The 17,775-nt window shown below is 56.9% G+C and carries 16 protein-coding genes; 5 read left to right on the top strand and 11 right to left on the bottom strand.

The features are described from left to right. The first annotated feature begins 10 nt into the window (after positions 1–10). Positions 11–304: a hypothetical protein gene (locus tag ATG98_RS11840; RefSeq protein ID WP_098423202.1), complete on the top strand. Its 294-nt coding sequence runs from the start codon at positions 11–13 to the stop codon at positions 302–304. Between the two features lie 195 nt (positions 305–499). Here the strand turns inward: ATG98_RS11840 and ATG98_RS11835 are convergent, their stop codons facing one another. The 3 genes from ATG98_RS11835 to ATG98_RS11825 all read right to left on the bottom strand — a co-directional run bounded on the left by ATG98_RS11835 (position 500) and on the right by ATG98_RS11825 (position 2,320). Continuing rightward, positions 500–739: a VF530 family DNA-binding protein gene (locus ATG98_RS11835; RefSeq protein ID WP_098421288.1), complete on the bottom strand. Its 240-nt coding sequence runs from the start codon at positions 737–739 to the stop codon at positions 500–502. Between the two features lie 56 nt (positions 740–795). Then, positions 796–1,302, bottom strand: coding sequence for a C40 family peptidase (locus ATG98_RS11830; protein WP_098423200.1), 507 nt, complete (start codon positions 1,300–1,302; stop codon positions 796–798). Positions 1,303–1,426: 124 nt separating this feature from the next. Continuing rightward, a complete protein-coding gene (locus ATG98_RS11825) occupies positions 1,427–2,320 on the bottom strand; it encodes a DMT family transporter (RefSeq protein ID WP_098423199.1) in 894 nt (297 codons plus the stop codon). Between the two features lie 419 nt (positions 2,321–2,739). On the opposite strand from ATG98_RS11825, the gene ATG98_RS11820 reads away from it, so the two are divergent. The 4 genes from ATG98_RS11820 to ATG98_RS11805 all read left to right on the top strand — a co-directional run bounded on the left by ATG98_RS11820 (position 2,740) and on the right by ATG98_RS11805 (position 10,183). Beyond that, positions 2,740–3,840 carry a Leu/Phe/Val dehydrogenase gene (locus ATG98_RS11820; RefSeq protein ID WP_098421284.1) on the top strand — a complete coding sequence of 367 codons (1,101 nt, stop codon included), beginning with the start codon at positions 2,740–2,742 and terminating at the stop codon, positions 3,838–3,840. Between the two features lie 84 nt (positions 3,841–3,924). Next, positions 3,925–5,334: a sodium-dependent transporter gene (locus ATG98_RS11815; RefSeq protein ID WP_098423197.1), complete on the top strand. Its 1,410-nt coding sequence runs from the start codon at positions 3,925–3,927 to the stop codon at positions 5,332–5,334. Positions 5,335–5,666: 332 nt separating this feature from the next. Next, a complete protein-coding gene (locus tag ATG98_RS11810) occupies positions 5,667–8,468 on the top strand; it encodes a cation-transporting P-type ATPase (RefSeq protein ID WP_098423195.1) in 2,802 nt (933 codons plus the stop codon). Continuing rightward, a complete protein-coding gene (locus ATG98_RS11805; protein ID WP_098423193.1) occupies positions 8,465–10,183 on the top strand; it encodes a cation:proton antiporter in 1,719 nt (572 codons plus the stop codon). Before ATG98_RS11810 ends, ATG98_RS11805 begins: the two co-directional genes overlap by 4 nt. Before the next feature lie 18 nt (positions 10,184–10,201). Here the strand turns inward: ATG98_RS11805 and ATG98_RS11800 are convergent, their stop codons facing one another. From ATG98_RS11800 to ATG98_RS11765, 8 genes are all read right to left on the bottom strand, one after another. After that, a complete protein-coding gene (locus ATG98_RS11800; RefSeq protein ID WP_098423191.1) occupies positions 10,202–10,624 on the bottom strand; it encodes a tetratricopeptide repeat protein in 423 nt (140 codons plus the stop codon). 117 nt (positions 10,625–10,741) lie between these two features. Further along, entirely contained in the window at positions 10,742–12,427 is a 1,686-nt protein-coding gene (betA, locus tag ATG98_RS11795; protein WP_098421279.1) for a choline dehydrogenase, read from the bottom strand. Positions 12,428–12,453: 26 nt separating this feature from the next. Continuing rightward, positions 12,454–13,923, bottom strand: coding sequence for a betaine-aldehyde dehydrogenase (gene betB, locus ATG98_RS11790; RefSeq protein ID WP_098423189.1), 1,470 nt, complete (start codon positions 13,921–13,923; stop codon positions 12,454–12,456). A 12-nt stretch (positions 13,924–13,935) separates the two neighbouring features. Then, positions 13,936–14,589, bottom strand: coding sequence for a transcriptional regulator BetI (betI, locus tag ATG98_RS11785; protein WP_098423187.1), 654 nt, complete (start codon positions 14,587–14,589; stop codon positions 13,936–13,938). A 106-nt stretch (positions 14,590–14,695) separates the two neighbouring features. Then, positions 14,696–15,001: a hypothetical protein gene (locus tag ATG98_RS11780; RefSeq protein WP_098421276.1), complete on the bottom strand. Its 306-nt coding sequence runs from the start codon at positions 14,999–15,001 to the stop codon at positions 14,696–14,698. A gap of 21 nt (positions 15,002–15,022) precedes the next feature. After that, the gene (locus tag ATG98_RS11775) at positions 15,023–16,081 is read right to left on the bottom strand and encodes a proline racemase family protein (protein ID WP_098423185.1); all 1,059 of its coding nucleotides are present in this window, start codon (positions 16,079–16,081) and stop codon (positions 15,023–15,025) included. Further along, complete coding sequence (locus ATG98_RS11770) at positions 16,081–17,223, bottom strand: zinc-binding dehydrogenase (RefSeq protein WP_098421274.1); 1,143 nt, start codon at positions 17,221–17,223, stop codon at positions 16,081–16,083. Before ATG98_RS11770 ends, ATG98_RS11775 begins: the two co-directional genes overlap by 1 nt. A 69-nt stretch (positions 17,224–17,292) precedes the next feature. Further along, positions 17,293–17,676, bottom strand: a complete 384-nt coding sequence (locus tag ATG98_RS11765) for a PAS domain-containing protein (RefSeq protein WP_098421273.1) — start codon at positions 17,674–17,676, stop codon at positions 17,293–17,295. Positions 17,677–17,775: the final 99 nt, after the last annotated feature.

Genomic DNA, 17,775 nt, shown 5'->3' with positions numbered 1-17,775 from the left:
GGAGCAAACCATGAATAAATTGCACATGAAAGGCCGCATTCTACAGCTGATCCATGACCAGCAGCATGGCGGCATCTGGGACTGGCAAATCGCCGATGCGGTGATGAGTGAATACGGCCTCAGCGGCGCCTACTGGCGTGGAAATACCCGCGTCACACTGACTGACCTGTTCTCCAGCGGCATTATCGAAAGCGTTGAGGAAGAGCTCGATCATCAAGCTTATTTTGGCGCAGGCCGCGTGTTGTTCAAGTTCAAGCTTAACGACTTCGGTCGTCAACGGATGCGCGACACCGCACTGGCCTGATAGCCAGTGGAACTTAAATTTTTCACCAAGGAGACACTATGTCTGATTTCTGGGGTTATCCGGGGGCTGACATGCTCGCCGTTGCCGTCATTATTGTGCTCAGTGGCCTGGCCCTTTACCAGGCACGCACCTTTGTAACCAAGCTTTAAACGCAAACGCTGGCCGCCCTTTCGGGCGCGCCAGCACCCATTGTGGTCACACCTTCCCCGTATAATTTCCTTCAAACGTTGATATATACAGATCTTCAACCTTATCTCTGGCCCACTGGGTTCTGCGTAAAAACTTCAACGACGATTTGATGGACGGATCGCTCTTAAAACAATTTATGTTGATTCTTTGAGCCAACCCCTCCCAGCCGTAATGTTGTTCCAGCCTGGTAACAATCTTCTCAAGCGTCACTCCGTGCAATGGGCTATTCGGTTGTTCTTCACTCATGCTTTAAATACACCGTTATTCATTGAGGGGGTAACCGATGGCATCCCGACCGAAGACTAATAAAATCTTCGAGCCTGACTGATCCGGCCGCGCCAATAGTAGCCATTAAGGGATGAGCGCATAACGCCAGACGATGTCGATGCGTGAATAAAACTGTCATCGCCCATGTAGATGCCGGCGTGCTGATCCTTTCCCTTTATAGTAAAAAACACCAGATCGCCGGTGCGCAGGTTATCCAGGGGAACTCTTTCTCCGGCGGCCAGCATCTGATGAGTGGTGCGGGGTAAACGGCGCCCTATGGCTTCGTGGTATGCAGTGGTGATGAAACCGGAGCAGTCAAAACCGCTGGCAGACATGCCTCCGTAGCGGTAAGGCGTGCCTTCATAGCGCTCGAACACCTGCCAGAGTTGCTGGGCTGCAGCCATTTCACTACCGGTCGCGGGCCGCTCTGACGGCTGCCAGCGATTGTTGTCTGATGTACCAAGATCCTGATTACTGGCGCAACCGCCAAGGCCAAACAGTATCGCGATAGTAAACAGCGGTAGCAGCGATCGCCATGTCATTGGAATTGTCCTCGAAACGTTCAGCATTGGCCTACTGTAAAAGCCCGCGTGCTCCGTGTCAGGTTAAACATTGCGTTTATGTGTGTCTTGCCAGCCAACTGAAAGAAGCTGGCGCATGACAGGTTCACTGTGCCGGTTGCTTGCGCCCCGTAACCGCAAACGCCACACCGGTGATAGAAACCACACCACCGGCTATGGCCAAGACACCCAGGCGCTCATCGAACAACCAAAAGGCTTGCAGCGCTGTGACCGGCGGCACCAAATAAAACAGACTGGCCACCTGCGACGCCGCACCCCGACGAATCAGCAGCATGAGCAATAGAATGGCACCAATCGATACCCCGAACACCAGCCACGCCATGGACAACTGTAATTGGATGTTCCAGACCACCTCGCGGGTTTCAAGCGCGAACGCACCGATCGCGAAAAACACCGAGGCGGCGCTGTACTGAATAAAGGTCCCCGCCACTAGGTTAACGCTCCCGCCATGGCGCTTTTGGTAAACCGTGCCTACCGAGATACCGAGCAATGACAGCATCGCCCACCCCAGAGTCCACAGGGGAAAGCCCTCTATCCCAGGCCCGCCACCCAGCTTTTCCATCAGCACCAGGCTTACGCCCAGCAAGCCCAGCGACAAACCCACCCACTGCCGCGTAGTGACCGACTCACGCAATATCACCACCGCCGCCAACGCCGTAACCAGCGGCTGCAGCCCAACAATCAGGGATATAATCCCGGACGGCATGCCACCCTGAATGGCGTAATAGACACCGCCCAGATAACAGCCATGCACCAGCAAACCGGTAACCGCAGTGTGTCCCGCCCCGCGCCAGGACGGCCAGGTAACCTTCAGCACCAGGGCCAGTACGCCCAACAGCACCAGCGTGAACAGCATCCGGTAAAGCAACAACGTGAAAGGTTCAGCGTAGGGCAAGCCGTACTTGGCACCAATAAACCCGGTGCTCCAGAGCCATACAAACACAGCGGGCACAACATAAATCTGAAACGCGGAACGCATGCAAATAGCCTTATAAACGTGGAATCGTGACTGGAATCCGGAGCGCGCCTATTTTCCAGCCATAGAGCTGGTAAAGCGAGAGGTTCCACAATGAAGTTGAGTTTACAGGAGATTTTCCGGTTAAGGATTGACCCCCGAGCTTCCAGCGATTAGCTTACAGTCAGCCTGGCCCCACAAGGGCAACCCCCTATGGGAGATCCGGGCACCTGAAATCAAACGCCGGCCACAAGCCGGACGACAAAAACAACACCGCCACTGCCGCCGAGATCCGGCCAGGTGGAGAGGATTTCAAAATGCTTATGTCAACACGTCTCCAAGGCGTATTGCGCCGTGCACAATCGCGCCTACCTGTTCAGATAGTCACCCTTTGTTTCCACGAATTAGCGTCCACCCGGGCCAAGGAAGAGAGGTGATCCCCCATGACTGTATTCAACCATCCCGAATTTGATAACCACGAACACCTGTCGTTTGTCTGTGATCCGGAAACCGGGCTTAAAGCCATTGTCGCGGTGCACAACACCTCCCGCGGGCCCGCACTGGGCGGTTGCAGAATGTTCCCCTATGCCAGCGATGAAGCAGCGCTGCGCGATGTACTGCGCCTTTCGAAAGGCATGACTTACAAATCCGCACTGGCCAATCTTGACCTCGGCGGCGGTAAATCGGTGATCATCGGCGACCCGCGCAAACAAAAAAGCGAAGCCTTGCTGGAAGCCATGGGCAAACACCTGGACGGGCTTGGAGGCCAGTACATTGCCGCCGAAGATTCCGGCACCAGTGTGGCAGATCTGAAAATCATGGGGCGGCATACGAAGCACGTCGCCGGCATTGTCGAGCGCATCGCTTTTGACGGCCAACCCAGCAATGGAGACCCCTCCCCCACCACAGCCTACGGCACCTTTGTGGGTTTGAAAGCAGCGGTAAAGTACAAGCTTGGCCGCGAGGATCTGACCGGATTGAAGGTGGCTATTCAGGGTGTGGGCAACGTGGGCTACCGCCTGGCCCGTCATCTAAGAGACGCCGGCGCAGAGCTCTGGGTATACGACATTTATCACGCGAACATGCAGCGTGCGATAGATGAACTGGGTGCCCATGCGGCTTCAGCCGAGGACATTCTTTTCCTGCCGGTAGACGTGGTTGCACCCTGCGCCATGGGCGCGGTGCTTAACGACGACAGCATTCCCCGCCTGAAGGCCACGATCATTGCGGGCGCCGCCAACAATCTGTTGCAACGCCCGGATCACGATCAGGCATTAAAAGACCGCGGTATTCTCTATGCGCCGGACTTCGCCATTAACGCCGGCGGCATCATCGACGTGTTCTACGAACGCACCGGCGCTCCACCAGAGAAAGTACGCGCCCATGTGGAGGGCATAGGCCGCACGCTTACCGAGATCTTTACACGCTCGGACGCCAGTGGCATGCCAACCGGTGCGGTGGCCAATACGCTCGCCGAAGAACGCTTCCAGAAGCACTCAAGCGTAGCTCAGGCACCGCGCGAGCAACTTGTGGGCGCCGGGTAGTTAGCGGCATCTGCTTTAAAGAGCCGTGATTCATTCACGGCCCTGTTCTTCCAAACAAAAACAACGACCTAGCAGGGAAAAATTATGTCTGAATCACATGCGCCCATTGCGGAAGCAATAGAAGGCTCCAACGCCAAACGGGGGCTCTGGTCCTCACGCTTTGCGTTTATTCTTGCGGCCACAGGCTCTGCCGTGGGCCTGGGTAATATCTGGAAATTCCCCTACATCACCGGTGAAAATGGCGGTGGCGCCTTTGTACTGGTTTACCTTCTGTGCATCGCGGCGATTGGCCTGCCCATCATGATGGCCGAAGTGTTGATTGGTCGCCGCGGCGGTCGCAGCCCGGTTAACAGCCTCAAAGCGATTGCCAGTCACGACAGGTTGAACCCGGCCTGGCGTATGGTCGGCGCAGTCGGGGTGATCGCCGGCTTCCTGATTTTGTCGTTCTACTCGGTGATTGGTGGCTGGGCCGTATCCTATGTGGGCACAGCGGCCAGCGGGCAACTCACCGGCCAGTCTGCGGATGCCATTGGTGCCATCTTCTCCAACTTGCTGGCCGATCCGGTAACGCTGCTGATGTGGCACACCCTGTTTATGGCTCTGGTTATGTTTGTAGTCGCGAAAGGCGTTCGTGCGGGGCTTGAGCGCGCGGTCAGTATTCTGATGCCGGCCCTGTTTCTGCTGCTGCTCACGGTTGTCGGCTACGCCATGACCACCGGTGAATTCGGCCGGGCCGTGACATTCCTGTTCCAGCCGGACTTCTCCAAACTGACTACCTCGGGCATTCTGGTGGCGCTCGGCCACGCCTTCTTCACCCTGAGCCTGGGCATGGCGGTCATGATGGCTTACGGCTCCTACCTGCCAAAAGGTATATCCATCGCTAAAACCTCCATTGCCGTCTGCGTCATCGATACCGGGGTAGCGCTGCTTGCCGGTTTGGCCATCTTCCCGATTGTGTTTGCAAACGGCCTTGAGCCTGGAGCCGGCCCTGGGCTGATCTTTCAGACCCTGCCGTTGGCATTCGGCCAGATGCCCATGGGCAGCTTGTTCGGAACCCTGTTCTTTGTATTGCTGATATTCGCCGCTTGGACGTCGGGCATTTCCCTGCTGGAGCCCATCGTTGAATGGCTGGAAGAACAAAAAAGCATGAATCGCACCCGCAGCACGCTGGCAGCAGGCTTCGTGTGTTGGTTACTGGGCATTGCGTCGATCCTTTCCCTGAACCTGTGGTCAGATTTTGCACCACTGGGCTGGATTGGCATGCTAGAGGGCAAGACCGTCTTTGATCTGCTGGACTTCTTCACCGCCAACATTCTGTTGCCCTTGGGCGGCCTGCTGGTTGCTGTGTTTGCCGGCTGGGTGATGTCGCGGGAGGCGATGGAAAAGGAACTCGCGCTTTCAAAGCCTATGTTTCGCCTGTGGTACATCACCGTGCGCTACATAACGCCAGTGGCTGTGGGTGCGGTGTTTATCTATAACCTGTTCGGATCGTAAGCAGCGTTAGGTAATGAGTTAGCCTTTGACACGTCGGGAAGGCTTTTAGGGCCTCCCCGACCTAACACCCGGTTGGCACACGGAAAATGCTCCAACTTTAGTCATCAACGTAGTTTTCCCACCCCCCCACAAGGCAAATGTATCGCTTGCCTCAGTCTCACAGCTCCTGACATATGTTCAACCACGTTTGAGATGTTCTATAGTGAGGGATAACTCTTCATTGACGTGAACGCTCTTAAGGACGCCCGCATGCTGAACAAGCCCTTTCTGACAATACCAGGCTACGCAACGCGCAAACCCGGCTGGAAGGATGCCAGCCTTGGAGAAAACAAATGAACGACCGATCCGGCGATGACGCCGATGATTCCCCATCGGTCCGGCATGATGGTGGCAGCGCGGCGGACCTTAAGTGGCATTCGCTCGCAGAGGGCGAGGTTCTCAAAGGTGTTGACACCAGGCTAGATGGGCTGAGCGCGGATGAGGCCGCGGACCGGCTTCGCAGAACCGGGCCAAACCGGCTGCCGGAAGCTGCACCCGACGGGCCGCTGCGCCGGTTCCTCAGGCAATTCCGCAATGTTCTGATCTATGTGCTGCTGGCCGCAGCCGTTGTCACGGCCGCGCTGGGTCATCTGGTCGATACCGGCGTGATCCTGGCGGTCGTGCTGGTTAACGCGGTAATCGGCTTTGTGCAGGAGGGCCGCGCCGAACAGGCGCTGTCGGCGATCCGCGATATGCTGGCACCGGACGCGCGCGTGCTGCGTGGCGGGCGTCGGGCAACGGTGCCTGCCGAGGAACTGGTGCCGGGAGACATCGTGTTTCTGGACGCAGGCGACAAGGTGCCCGCCGACCTTCGGCTGGTCGCAGCCAAAGGCCTGCGCGTGCAGGAGGCGGTGCTGACCGGTGAATCCGTCCCTACCGACAAAGACATAGATTCCGTCGCCGCCGATGCGCCTGTCGGCGACCGCCACTCAATGGCTTTTAGCGGCACACTGGTCGCCGCCGGCACCGGGCGCGGCGTTGTTGTGGCAACGGGAGCGGCGACCGAAATCGGGCGAATCAGCGGGCTTCTAACCAGCGTAGAGACAACAACCACGCCGCTTCTGTTGCAAATGGAGGTCTTCGCCCGCCGCATTACCGGCGTTATCCTCGTGTTGGCCGCGATTATTCTTGCTTTCGGCTATGTCGTGGCTGAAATGGGCTTTGCCGAGATATTCATCGCCGTGGTCGGCCTGTCGGTAGCGGCAATCCCCGAGGGCCTGCCGGCCATCATGACCGTAACACTCGCCATCGGCGTGCAGGCGATGGCGCGGCGCAACGCGATCGTGCGTCGTCTTCCCGCGATAGAGGCCCTGGGCTCGGTTTCGGTCATCTGCACTGACAAGACCGGCACGCTCACCCGCAACGAGATGACGGTGACTACGGTGGTCACCGCAGGACGGCGCTTTGCCGTGACCGGGGTGGGGTATGCGCCCCATGGCACCATCATGTTTGAAACACAGGAGGTCGGGCCTGGCACTCACTCGCTCCTGCGCGACCTCGCCCTTGGAGCCATGCTTTGCAACGACGCCGAACTGGCCCAAACGGAAACGGGCTGGAACGTTCAGGGCGACCCAATGGAAGGTGCGCTGATCGCCTTTGCCTGCAAGGCAGGGCTGGTGACGGGTGATGTCCGCCGCGCCAATCCGCAGACCGACGCTATCCCCTTCGATGCGCAGCACCGCTTCATGGCAACGCTGCATCATGATCAACACAATACGGCTGCAATCCATGTTAAAGGTGCGCCCGAGCGCATTCTAGCCATGTGCGCCGACCAGCAAGCGGAGGGCGACGAGGCCGGTCCGCTGGATGCCGAATACTGGCAGCGTGCAGCGTCCGAAATTGCCGCCCAGGGCCAGCGTGTTCTGGCCATCGCCACAAGACGTGGGCCGGAGGGCGCGCGTAAGCTAACGTTTGACGATGTCGAAGGCAGGCTAACGCTTCTAGGGCTCGTCGGCCTGATCGACCCGCCGCGCGAGGAAGCCATCGCCGCAGTTGCCGAATGCCAGGCAGCGAGTATACGGGTCAAGATGATTACCGGCGATCATGCGGGCACTGCCCTGGCCATCGCACGGCAACTGGGCCTCAAGAACACCGAAGAGGTACTGGAAGGCGCGCAGATCGACGGGCTGAGCACCGAACAACTGCGGGAGCACGCCACGCGCATCGACGTCTTCGCGCGCACCAGCCCCGAGCACAAACTGCGCCTGGTCGAGGCGTTGCAGGCCAGCGGACTCGTCGTGGCGATGACCGGCGACGGGGTCAACGACGCACCTTCGTTGAAACGCGCTGACATTGGCATCGCCATGGGCCGAACCGGAACCGAGGCCGCGAAGGAGGCGGCCGAGATCGTGCTCGCCGACGACAATTTTGCCACCATCACCGCCGCCATCCAAGCCGGTCGAACCGTCTACGATAACCTGCAGAAGGCCATTGTTTTTCTTCTGCCGGTCAATGGCGGCGAGGCGTTGGCGCTGATCGCCGCGCTACTTCTGGGCCTGACGCTACCGATCACGCCGGTGCAGATCCTCTGGGTTAACATGGTCAGTTCGGTCGTTCTGGCCATGGCGCTTGCCTTCGAAGGGCCGGAGCCCGGTATTATGCTCCGACCGCCACGCCCGGCCTCCGAGGCGATCCTGTCGCGCTTCGTTATGTGGCGCGTAGCGTTCGTATCGATTCTGTTCTGTGCGGGCATCTTTGGGATGTTTACCTGGGCGCAGCGGCAGGGCGCAAGCATCGAGGAGGCTCGCACTATCGCGGTCAACACTCTGGTGGTGATGGAGATATTCTATCTTTTCTCCGTGCGTTTTCTGAACACCACCTCGCTGTCGTTCGAGGCCTTGCTGGGAACGCGGCCCGTGCTTATTGCCATTGCGGTGGTCACCGCGCTGCAATTCCTGTTCACCTACGCGCCCTTCATGGAAGTCTTCTTCGATACTCGGCCGCTGAGCCTGGCGCAAGGTCTGACGGTAATTGCGGTTGGGCCAGCACTGCTTGTGATTCTTGAAATCGAAAAACGTGTCCTGCTTCATCGAACGCACAACCCCTGCAACCCAGGGCAAAATTCGCAGAGCGAAAGCGACAGGAAGACATCGTGACCGAGGTACTTCAAGACTACATCTTCTATGAGTTCGCGGCACTTCTGGTGCTGGCGGCTGGCGTCGGCTTTGCCGGGCTTCTTCTGCGCCAACCATTGATAGTGAGCTTTATTGCGGTGGGCATTGTGGCGGGCCCCTCGGTGCTGGATATCGCGCGATCGGACGAACAGATCGACCTACTGGCCGAACTGGGCATTGCGGTTTTGCTGTTTCTGGTCGGCCTGAAGCTCGATTTTAACTTGATCCGCACACTTGGCCCCGTGGCACTTGTCACGGGGCTGGGACAGGTAGTTTTTACCACGGTCTTCGGCTTTGGCATCGGGCTGGCACTTGGCCTTGATGCACTGACGGCCTTTTACGTCGCCGTGGCACTGACGTTTTCGTCGACCATTATCATCGTCAAGCTGTTGTCTGACAAACGCGAGATCGACTCGCTCCACGGCCGGATCGCGCTCGGTTTCCTGATTGTGCAGGATGTGGTTGTGGTAATTGCGATGATCGTGCTGTCGGCCATCGGGGTAGGTGCCGGCGACGATGCGGCGCTGACCGACGTTCTGGTGTTACTTGGCTACGGCCTGGCCATGCTCTTCGCCGTGGCGTTGTTCATCCGCTATGTGGCCAACCCGCTGGTCGACCGGTTGGCGCGGGCGCCGGAACTGCTGGTGTCGTTTGCCATCGGCTGGGCGGCGCTGCTGGCTGCAGTTGGCCATTATCTGGGCTTCGGCAAGGAACTTGGCGGGCTTCTGGCGGGTGTTTCACTGGCCTCCACTGCCTACCGTGAGGCGATTGCCGCACGTCTCGCCTCGCTGCGAGACTTCCTGCTGCTGTTTTTCTTTATCGCACTCGGCGCCTCTCTGGACCTGTCGATTCTGGGCGACAGCGTAGGGCCGGCCATTGTTCTGTCGCTCTTCGTGCTGATCGGCAATCCGCTGATCGTGCTGATCATCATGGTGACCATGGGCTACCGCAAACGTACGGGTTTTCTTGCGGGCCTCACCGTGGCGCAGATCAGTGAGTTTTCCCTGATCTTCATGGCGATGGGCGTGACCATTGGCCATGTCTCTGACCAGGCGCTCGGCCTTGTGACGCTGGTGGGCCTTATCACAATTGCGGCCTCAACCTACATGATCACCTACTCACACCAGATATATAACCGGATGGAGCCGCTTTTGGGCATCTTCGACCGGCGCATGGCCGCGACCCCGCGGGAGGATGCGCCATCAAACACGCAAGGACACGATGTGATTCTGTTTGGGCTGGGGCGTTACGGGCTTGGCATTGCGGGCGCGCTGCGCGAGACCGGGCTGAAAGTGCTTGGCGTCGACTTCAGCCCAGAAGCGATCCGCCATGCTCGCAAAGATGGGTACGACGTGATCTTCGGCGATGCAACCGACCCGGAATTTCTTGCACACCTTCCCCTTGGCGCGGCCAAATGGCTGGTGTTAGCGGTGCCCGAACACGACACCGGACTGACCCATAGCGATCCGCGGCGCGCGCTGCTGAGATCTGTGCGAGACTTTGGTTATCACGGCCGGATAGCGGTTGCCGCCCATAGGGAACAGACTGCGGCGGAACTGACTCGGGCTGAAGCAGACATTGTGCTGATGCCCTACCGCGATGCCGCCGTTGCTGCGGCACGTATGATTCTGAGCGGAGAAACCGCTCAGAATGTTCCCATGGAAGACCCGGCCGGCCAGAAGGAGTTGTTGAAATAACAAGAACGACCGATCCGCTCAGCCCCCAACTCCGGCCTGCTCTTCCCAGTAGCGGGCCCGTTCCGCATCCTCTTGCACGCCCCTGCCTGCCCGGTAGGCCTTTGCTGTTTCGGCTATACCGAACCGGTCGCCTGATTCGGCCAGCCTGAGGTACCACTGGAAGGCATGTGTGTCATTTTGCTCAACCCCTTTGCCTTCCGCGTACATGTTGGCGACGTTCAGCATTCCCTGGCGGTTGCCATCCTCGGCCAGGGCAATATAGCGTTCAAACGCCAGATCATACTGGCCCATTTTGTACACTGCGTAGGCTTCCAGAACCCGGATCATATCCCGGGCAACACGCGTCTGGTAGTCTGCCGGCTGTGCCTGTGTTGTGTTCGGCATCAGGGCGATCAGGACTACAAGCGCCATCGCCTTGAGCTCGTGCCTGGTGGGTTGCATAAGAGCGTCCTTTGCGGGTGGCGTGAAGATTGTTTGACCAATTCACGTTAGCAGCGCCGGCAGAAAAGGTGAACGGTACTTAAGTACCTTTGTCATTCAACTCAGCACTCCAAAGCGCTAGCTCTGTTGCCGTTTTGCCTCTCCTGGACGCTGACGTACCTGCCATTGTTCATCCATGACAACAGGTGCCTCTAAAGATTGGAGGGGCTCCTTGCCCCGGATCAGATCGGCGGCGCGCTCTGCAACCATGATGGTAGGCGCGTTCAGGTTGCCATTGGGTATGGTTGGAAAAATCGATGAATCCACAACACGCAGATTTTTGATGCCATGAACCCGAGTTTGCGGGTCTACCACTGCACGCTCATCGATGCCCATCTTGCAGGTGCAGGATGGGTGATAAGCGCTCTCTACCGTCTGCCGAACAAAAGCGTCAATTTGCTCGGCGCTGTCAACCGCGGTACCTGGCTGAATTTCCTCCCCGCGGTACTCATCCATTGCTGGCTGATTAATAATCTCCCGGGTCAGGCGAACGCACGCCCGAAAACCTTCCCGGTCGGCTTCGTGCTGTAAATAGTTGAACTGTATCCGTGGTGCTTCTTTTGGATCCGCAGAATGGACGTGCACGGTGCCGCGGCTTTTGGGTTTGTTGTGGCCAACGTGCAGCTGAAATCCGTCGCCGTCAAACGCTTCTTTGCCGTCATAACGCATTGCCGCAGGCAGGAAATGGTATTGCATATCGGGCCATTCCACGCCCGCTTTGGAACGTATAAAACCGCACGATTCGAAGTGGTTGGTGGCACCAAGGCCATCTTTTTTCAGAATCCAGCGCACGCCTATTTTCAGTTTGTTCCACCAGTCGAGCTTGCCGTTTAACGACACCGGCTGTTCACAGCGGAACTGAAAATAAAACTCCAGATGATCCTGCAGGTTTTCACCCACTCCCGGCAGCTCGTGCTTCACCTCAATGCCAGCCTTTTCCAGAACCTCGCGGTTACCAATGCCGGAAAGCTGCAACAGATGCGGAGAACCAATGGACCCTGCCGACAAAATCACCTCTTCAGTGGCTTTCACCTCTCGGAGCTTACCGCTCTGTTCGTAACGCACACCCGTAGCGGTATGGCCGTCGAGGAGCACTTTGTGCACCAGAGCATGGGTAACCACGGTCAGATTAGGGCGACCCATAGCCGGCCGCAGATACGCATTCGCAGTAGACCAGCGACGACCATTTTTGACCGTCATGTGCATGCTACCAAACCCTTCCTGCTGGGCGCCGTTATAGTCTTTTGTAGGCAAATAACCGGCGTCCTGACCTGCGTTAATAAAGGCCTTATACAGGGGGTTTTGCATGTTGTTGCCGTTGTTTACGCCCAACGGACCGTCACCGCCACGGTAGCGATCACCGCCAAAGGCCCAGGTCTCCGCTTTTTTGAAATAGGGCAGTACCTGTTGGTAATTCCAGCCTTCTGCGCCTCCCGATTCCCATTCATCAAAGTCGCGGGCGTGGCCACGCACGTACACCATGCCATTGATGGACGACGATCCGCCCAGCACTTTGCCCCGTGGGCAGTGCATGCGACGGTTGTCCAGATAAGGCTCCGGTTCAGTTTCAAACTGCCAGGCGAACTTTTTGGTGTTCATCGGAATGGATAAGGCCGTCGGCATCTGAATAAAGATGCTTTTGTCGCTACCACCGGTCTCCAGTAGCAGAACCTTACGCTGGGTATCTTCGGTCAGGCGGTTAGCCAGCACACAGCCAGCAGAGCCTGCGCCCACAATGATGAAGTCGTATTGGTTTTCTTTCACACACGTTCTCCTTTGTATCTCCGAAATTAAAATGGTGCGTCGATGTCTTCCATACCTACATACACAGCTTTGAGCTGGGTGTAGTGAGAGATCGTCTCGCGGCCATTTTCGCGGCCAATACCAGAGAGTTTGTAGCCGCCCACGGGCATTTCTGCCGGCGAAGCTCCGTAGCTGTTAATCCAGCAAATACCTGCCTGCAGCCGATGAACAACCCGGTGAGCGCGGCGAATATCATTAGTGAACACGCCCGCCGCCAGTCCGGTTTCAGTCGAATTCGCGCGATCAATCACTTCATTTTCGGTGCTGAACGTAAGCACCGACATCACCGGCCCGAAAATTTCTTCCCGTACGATGGCCATATCGTCAGCGCAGTCAGTGAAGATGGTCGGTTCAACAAAGTAGCCACCCTTGGAATCTTCTGGCTCAAACGCGTGACCTCCATGACGGAGTGTTGCGCCTTCTGCCACACCTTTAGCGATATAGCTCAATACCAGCTCGCGGTGCTTGTCAGAAATAAGCGCCCCAAAGTTGGTTTGCGGGTTCATCGGATCGCCCGGCAGGATGTTGTTGCGGGTGCGCTCCAGCAAACGCTCCATGAATTTCGGATAGATATCCTCATGCACGAACACTCGGGTGCCATTGGTGCAGACTTCGCCCTGGGTGTAAAAATTACCCACCATGGCGGCCGAGATGGCATTCTCCAGATCAGCATCGTCGAAAATAATGAGCGGGGATTTGCCACCCAGTTCCATGGTGACACTTTTCACAGTGCTGGCCGCCGCGGCCATGACTTTCTTGCCGGTGCCTACTTCGCCGGTAAACGACACTTTGGCGATTTCAGAGTGGTGAGTCAGCCAAGAGCCGACTTCCGCCGCGCCCTGCACGACGTTAAACACACCGGCGGGAACACCTGCTTCGATATAAATTTGGGCCAGTTTGGTCGCTCCCATTGGGGTTTCTTCAGACGGTTTGAAGATCATCGCGTTGCCACACGCCAGTGCCGGAGCAGACTTCCAACAAGCGATCTGTAGCGGGTAGTTCCAGGCGCCGATACCGGCACATATTCCCAGCGGCTCTCGGCGGGTGTAATAGAAGTCACCCCCAAGATCCTGCTGGTTACCCTCAATCGACGGCGCCAGGCCGGCAAAAAATTCAATAGAGTCTGCACCGGTCACAATGTCTACCGCTTGCGCTTCCTGCAAGGGTTTGCCGGTATCCCGAACCTCAATAGCGGCCAGCTCGTCGTTACGTTCACGCAGTAATGCGACGGCTTTTAGAAGAATGCGGCTGCGCTGCACGGCGGGCATGGCAGCCCACTCTGTAAATCCAACCCGGGCGCTCTCAATGGCGGCCTGCTGCACAGATTCATCCGCTATTTCTACTTCGTAGATCACTTTGCCCGTGGCCGGATTGACCACTGGAAACACCTCACCGGTATTGTTGGCAAAGAAGCGACCGTGAATGAAGTTCTGTAAACGAGGTATTGAATGGGACATAAAAACTTTACCTCAACGTGAATAATGGATTGTTCTCTCTAGCGGTTGTTCTCTCTGAGTGACGCTAACGGATGTTGTCTGGGGCCGGGCCAGCGTGTCCTGTACAAAGCGCTTACACAGCCGCTGGCCCGCTTCGAAACTTTCCTGTGGGTCCAGACTCAACGCACTACGCAGCCAGAAGCCGTCTATCATCGCCGCCGTTTGCCTCGCCGCCTCGGTCGCTGCCGTAGGCTCCATCACCTGGGCGAAGGCGTAGCGCAGGTTGCTATAGAGACGCGCATTGTTGATCTGTTGCAAACGCTGCAGCCCGGGCTCATGCATGGACCGCGCCCAGAAACTCAACCAGGTTTTTGCCGCCAGTGCCGAGCGCTGGAAGTTGGAAAAGTTGGAATCAACGATGCAGTTCAGGCGCTGTTCCAGCGACCCGTCGGTCTCCGCCATGCGCTCACGAAGCTCTTTTCCGAGGTGGGCCAGTAAATATCGTAGCGCTGCTTCAATCAGGCCCCGCTTACCACCGAAATAGTGGCTGATGATGCCCGAGGACATGCCCGCGCGTTTGCTGATGCTGATGATGGTAGTGTTCTGCATCCCCAGTTCGGCAATCGACTCCATCGTTGCGTTGATCAGCTGCTGTTTTCGGGTGTCTTTCACTCCAACTTTGGCCATGGTTATTCGCTGCTTTATCGCCCTGAATTTATTAATTGAACGTTCAATTAATTTTAAGGCTACAGAAACCAAAACGGATCTGCAACCTGCAGAAATACAGCCCCAGCTATTGGTCTCGCCGAAGGAATGATCGGTCTTGCCATTGCATCTGATCCCAAGGGCAGTTCAGGCTCTCGATCTTTTTTTCTTTAAGCCAAATCGTCTGCCCTTGATAATCATGTGCTTTCCAGTTTTCTGTCACTTTTATACAAAAGCCAGGGCGGTCAGGAAGAGACTTAATATAGGTTTTTGGATACCCCTCCGGCTTTTTGCCAATGACAGCGGCGTCCAGGTCATCTGAGTTAATGGCACCTTGTTGCGATGAACAGCCGCCAAGAAGAACGGCAAGAACAATCGTGATGAGTTTTTTCAATGTTCTTCCTCACAAACTTGTTCACAGCGGGTCTGCAGCGCCTGATTGTTGACCGGACAAAATGTGATGCAGGCTGCGGCAATCCACCATGGGGTCGTCGCAGTTAACGACGATGTCGGAACGGGCAATCACATAACTCTTGCCGGTAATCTGGTTCTTCACCATCTGGACCTCGCCGTTCTGCTCCACGGCACTGAACTCGCCGATGAAGCTGGTTTCCCGCAGAGAAACAGTTTCCAGCCGGTCGCCGGGTTTGATGGTGCCTTCATAGTTCATCAATGCCAGCCGCGCCGAAGTTCCGGTACCGGTGGTGCTGCGGCAGATGACGCCGGGGTGCACATAAGTGGCAGAGCGGGAACGATAATAGCCCTCACCCACATGTTCCACCGGCCCCATAAAGTGCAGGAACGGCAAGGGCCCCAAATCGCCCAGCGTATGATGCAAAAAACCCCGTTCAGCCTGCACTGCCTCAACAATGGCGTGAGCCGCCTCGGCAAGCCTGCGCTCTTCGTCCAGAGTAAGGTCGAACCCCAGCTCTTTCGCATCCACCAAGGCATAGAAACCGCCGCTGTAAGCAACGCTGTAGGTCACCTTCCCCAAAGACGGCACCTCAACGGTCGCCCTGTAGGTGTGAATATAGCTGGGCAGGCCTTCGCAGGTGATGGATTCCACCACCCCGTCACACACCGTTGCGTCTATCTGCACCAGCCCGGCGGGTGATTCCAGCAGGAACTGCTGTTTGCCTTCTTGCTTGGGCACAATGCCCGCTTCCAGAACAGCGGTGGCCGTACAAATGGTGTTAGAGCCGGAGTAGATCGGATAGCCCATCACTTCCATGATGATGTATCCGGCCGCCGCCCGCGGATCCGTCGGCGGTACCAGCAGGTCTACAGACATCTCGGGAATACCGTGGGGCTCTTCCAGCAACAACCGGCGCAAGCCGTCGGCATTGTCCCGCAGGTATTCCATCTGGGCTCGCACGGTGTCCCCCGGCAGCGGATCAATACCGCCGGTGACAATCCGGCTGACATCGCCACCGGCATGGGTATCCATCAACTGAATGGTCAATTCCGGTTTCATCACAAATCCCCCAGGGTGAAAGGCTTGCCATGCTCGTTCCACTGCGCGTCGGGAACAATCACGATCTTGCCGAGGTAATTGCTGCCCCGATTCTCAAAATAGACCTCGGCATGATGCAAATCCGATAGTTTGAACGCGCCGTGAAGCACCGGCTTCAATTGCCCGCCGCGAATCCAGGCCATGAGCTGATCGGCCTCCTCTCGGGTACCGTGAGACACCCCGAAAATCTGTACCTGATAAAGGTAAATGCGGGTCCAGAGAATCTCGCTGATGTTGCCACCACTGGCACCGGCGATGCTCAACCGCGGGTAGGTACTGCGGGCGTTCATGTCGAAGATCATGGCGTCGATGAACCTGTCGGTCATCTCTCCGCCAACCAGATCCATCACCGCGTCAAACGGTTTGCCGCCCGTTACCGCCTTTACCCGGTCAACAAAGCTGTTCATATCAGAGCGATCCAGTACGGCCTCGGCCCCAAGCTTAAGCAACGCATCGGCCTTGTCGTCTTTACTCAGAGCAAAAGGGATAGCGCCCACAATGCGACACAATTGGATTAGCGCGGTACCCACGCCGCCACTGGCACCGGTAACCAGTACCCGCTCGCCTGCCTGAATATTAGCCGAGGTGACCATATGATAGGCGGTTTGGTAGGAGCACATGCCCATTGACGCCAGTTCAGCGTCGGACAATTCTGGGTTGGGAATGTAATGAAATTGGTCCGAAGGCAGCGCGACATACTCTGCATAGCCACCGTCTGCACCGTGGCCGTAGTAATCAGGGGTAAGGTTGATATCCCTGCGGGCATCGGCGTAGATGTTAAAATCCAGTAACCCACGCTCGCCCAGGCAGCTTTCACTCACTCCCTCACCCACGGCCACCACGCGACCCGCTATGTCGGCGCCCTGAATGCGGGGAAAAATCAACGTCGGCTTGCCACCCATCTGGAAAGACGTCATCTCTCCCTTTTTGGTGGGGTAAAGCCCTTCGCGAGCCTTACGGTCGGTATTGTTCTTGGCGGTTGCCGTCACCTGCACCAGCACCTGCCCAGGCGCTGGATGCGGTGTCGATACGCTCTGGTATTCGAGCTTGTCGATCCCACCGTGACCGGTTAGAACCATCGCTTTCATAGTATTAGGAATCATAGGCAAACCCTCCACGTCAAGCCAGCGTGCTGGCCTGACGCGATCTGCTCAAAGACGCATTTTCAAACCTTAACCAACCGCTCTCTGTACCGCCACGTAATGGGTAACCTTAGCCCCATCCATCACCGGTGATACCTTCCACTCAATGGTGAAAGGCGTGCCGTCTTTGCGATAATTAATGGTACTGCCGTGGAAGGTCCGATTGTGCTTCAGATCATCAGACAAACGGTCTGTCTCCGCTTTGTCGGTCTCCGGCCCCTGCAGCAGACCAGGCGTTTTGCCCAGAACTTCGTCAGCCGAATAGCCCGTCAGGTCAGTAAAGGCTTGGTTGACATAAATGATCACAGAATTCTTATGGTCACCGGTCACGTCCGTCACCATCACCGACTCGAAAGCCAGACCCGCAACAGACTGAAAAAGTGGGGATTGCAGTAATTCTTTGGAATGATTCATACATTTCCTTTTGTATTGCAAAAATGGTCCGGGTTGAAGGACCGACCAAAATTATACGCACAGTAACCAGTGCTGTATCAACTCCGGCAACACGATAGA

Origin of the sequence: Marinobacter sp. LV10R520-4, assembly GCF_002563815.1 — a bacterium.
Lineage (GTDB): Bacteria > Pseudomonadota > Gammaproteobacteria > Pseudomonadales > Oleiphilaceae > Marinobacter.
The sequence above is the reverse complement of the archived record's forward strand: the minus strand, read 5'-3'. Positions and strand labels throughout refer to the sequence as shown.

Excerpts from the sequence above, each read along its gene's own strand:
- ATG98_RS11840 (WP_098423202.1), top strand. The coding sequence starts at position 11 with ATGAATAAATTGCACATGAAAGGCCGCATTCTACAGCTGATCCATGAC.
- ATG98_RS11825 (WP_098423199.1), bottom strand. The coding sequence starts at position 2,320 with ATGCGTTCCGCGTTTCAGATTTATGTTGTGCCCGCTGTGTTTGTATGG.
- ATG98_RS11810 (WP_098423195.1), top strand. The coding sequence starts at position 5,667 with ATGAACGACCGATCCGGCGATGACGCCGATGATTCCCCATCGGTCCGG.
- ATG98_RS11770 (WP_098421274.1), bottom strand. The coding sequence starts at position 17,223 with ATGATTCCTAATACTATGAAAGCGATGGTTCTAACCGGTCACGGTGGG.
- betI (WP_098423187.1), bottom strand. The coding sequence starts at position 14,589 with ATGGCCAAAGTTGGAGTGAAAGACACCCGAAAACAGCAGCTGATCAAC.
- ATG98_RS11835 (WP_098421288.1), bottom strand. The coding sequence starts at position 739 with ATGAGTGAAGAACAACCGAATAGCCCATTGCACGGAGTGACGCTTGAG.
- ATG98_RS11765 (WP_098421273.1), bottom strand. The coding sequence starts at position 17,676 with ATGAATCATTCCAAAGAATTACTGCAATCCCCACTTTTTCAGTCTGTT.
- ATG98_RS11815 (WP_098423197.1), top strand. The coding sequence starts at position 3,925 with ATGTCTGAATCACATGCGCCCATTGCGGAAGCAATAGAAGGCTCCAAC.
- ATG98_RS11830 (WP_098423200.1), bottom strand. The coding sequence starts at position 1,302 with ATGACATGGCGATCGCTGCTACCGCTGTTTACTATCGCGATACTGTTT.
- betB (WP_098423189.1), bottom strand. The coding sequence starts at position 13,923 with ATGTCCCATTCAATACCTCGTTTACAGAACTTCATTCACGGTCGCTTC.
- ATG98_RS11800 (WP_098423191.1), bottom strand. The coding sequence starts at position 10,624 with ATGCAACCCACCAGGCACGAGCTCAAGGCGATGGCGCTTGTAGTCCTG.
- ATG98_RS11820 (WP_098421284.1), top strand. The coding sequence starts at position 2,740 with ATGACTGTATTCAACCATCCCGAATTTGATAACCACGAACACCTGTCG.
- ATG98_RS11775 (WP_098423185.1), bottom strand. The coding sequence starts at position 16,081 with ATGAAACCGGAATTGACCATTCAGTTGATGGATACCCATGCCGGTGGC.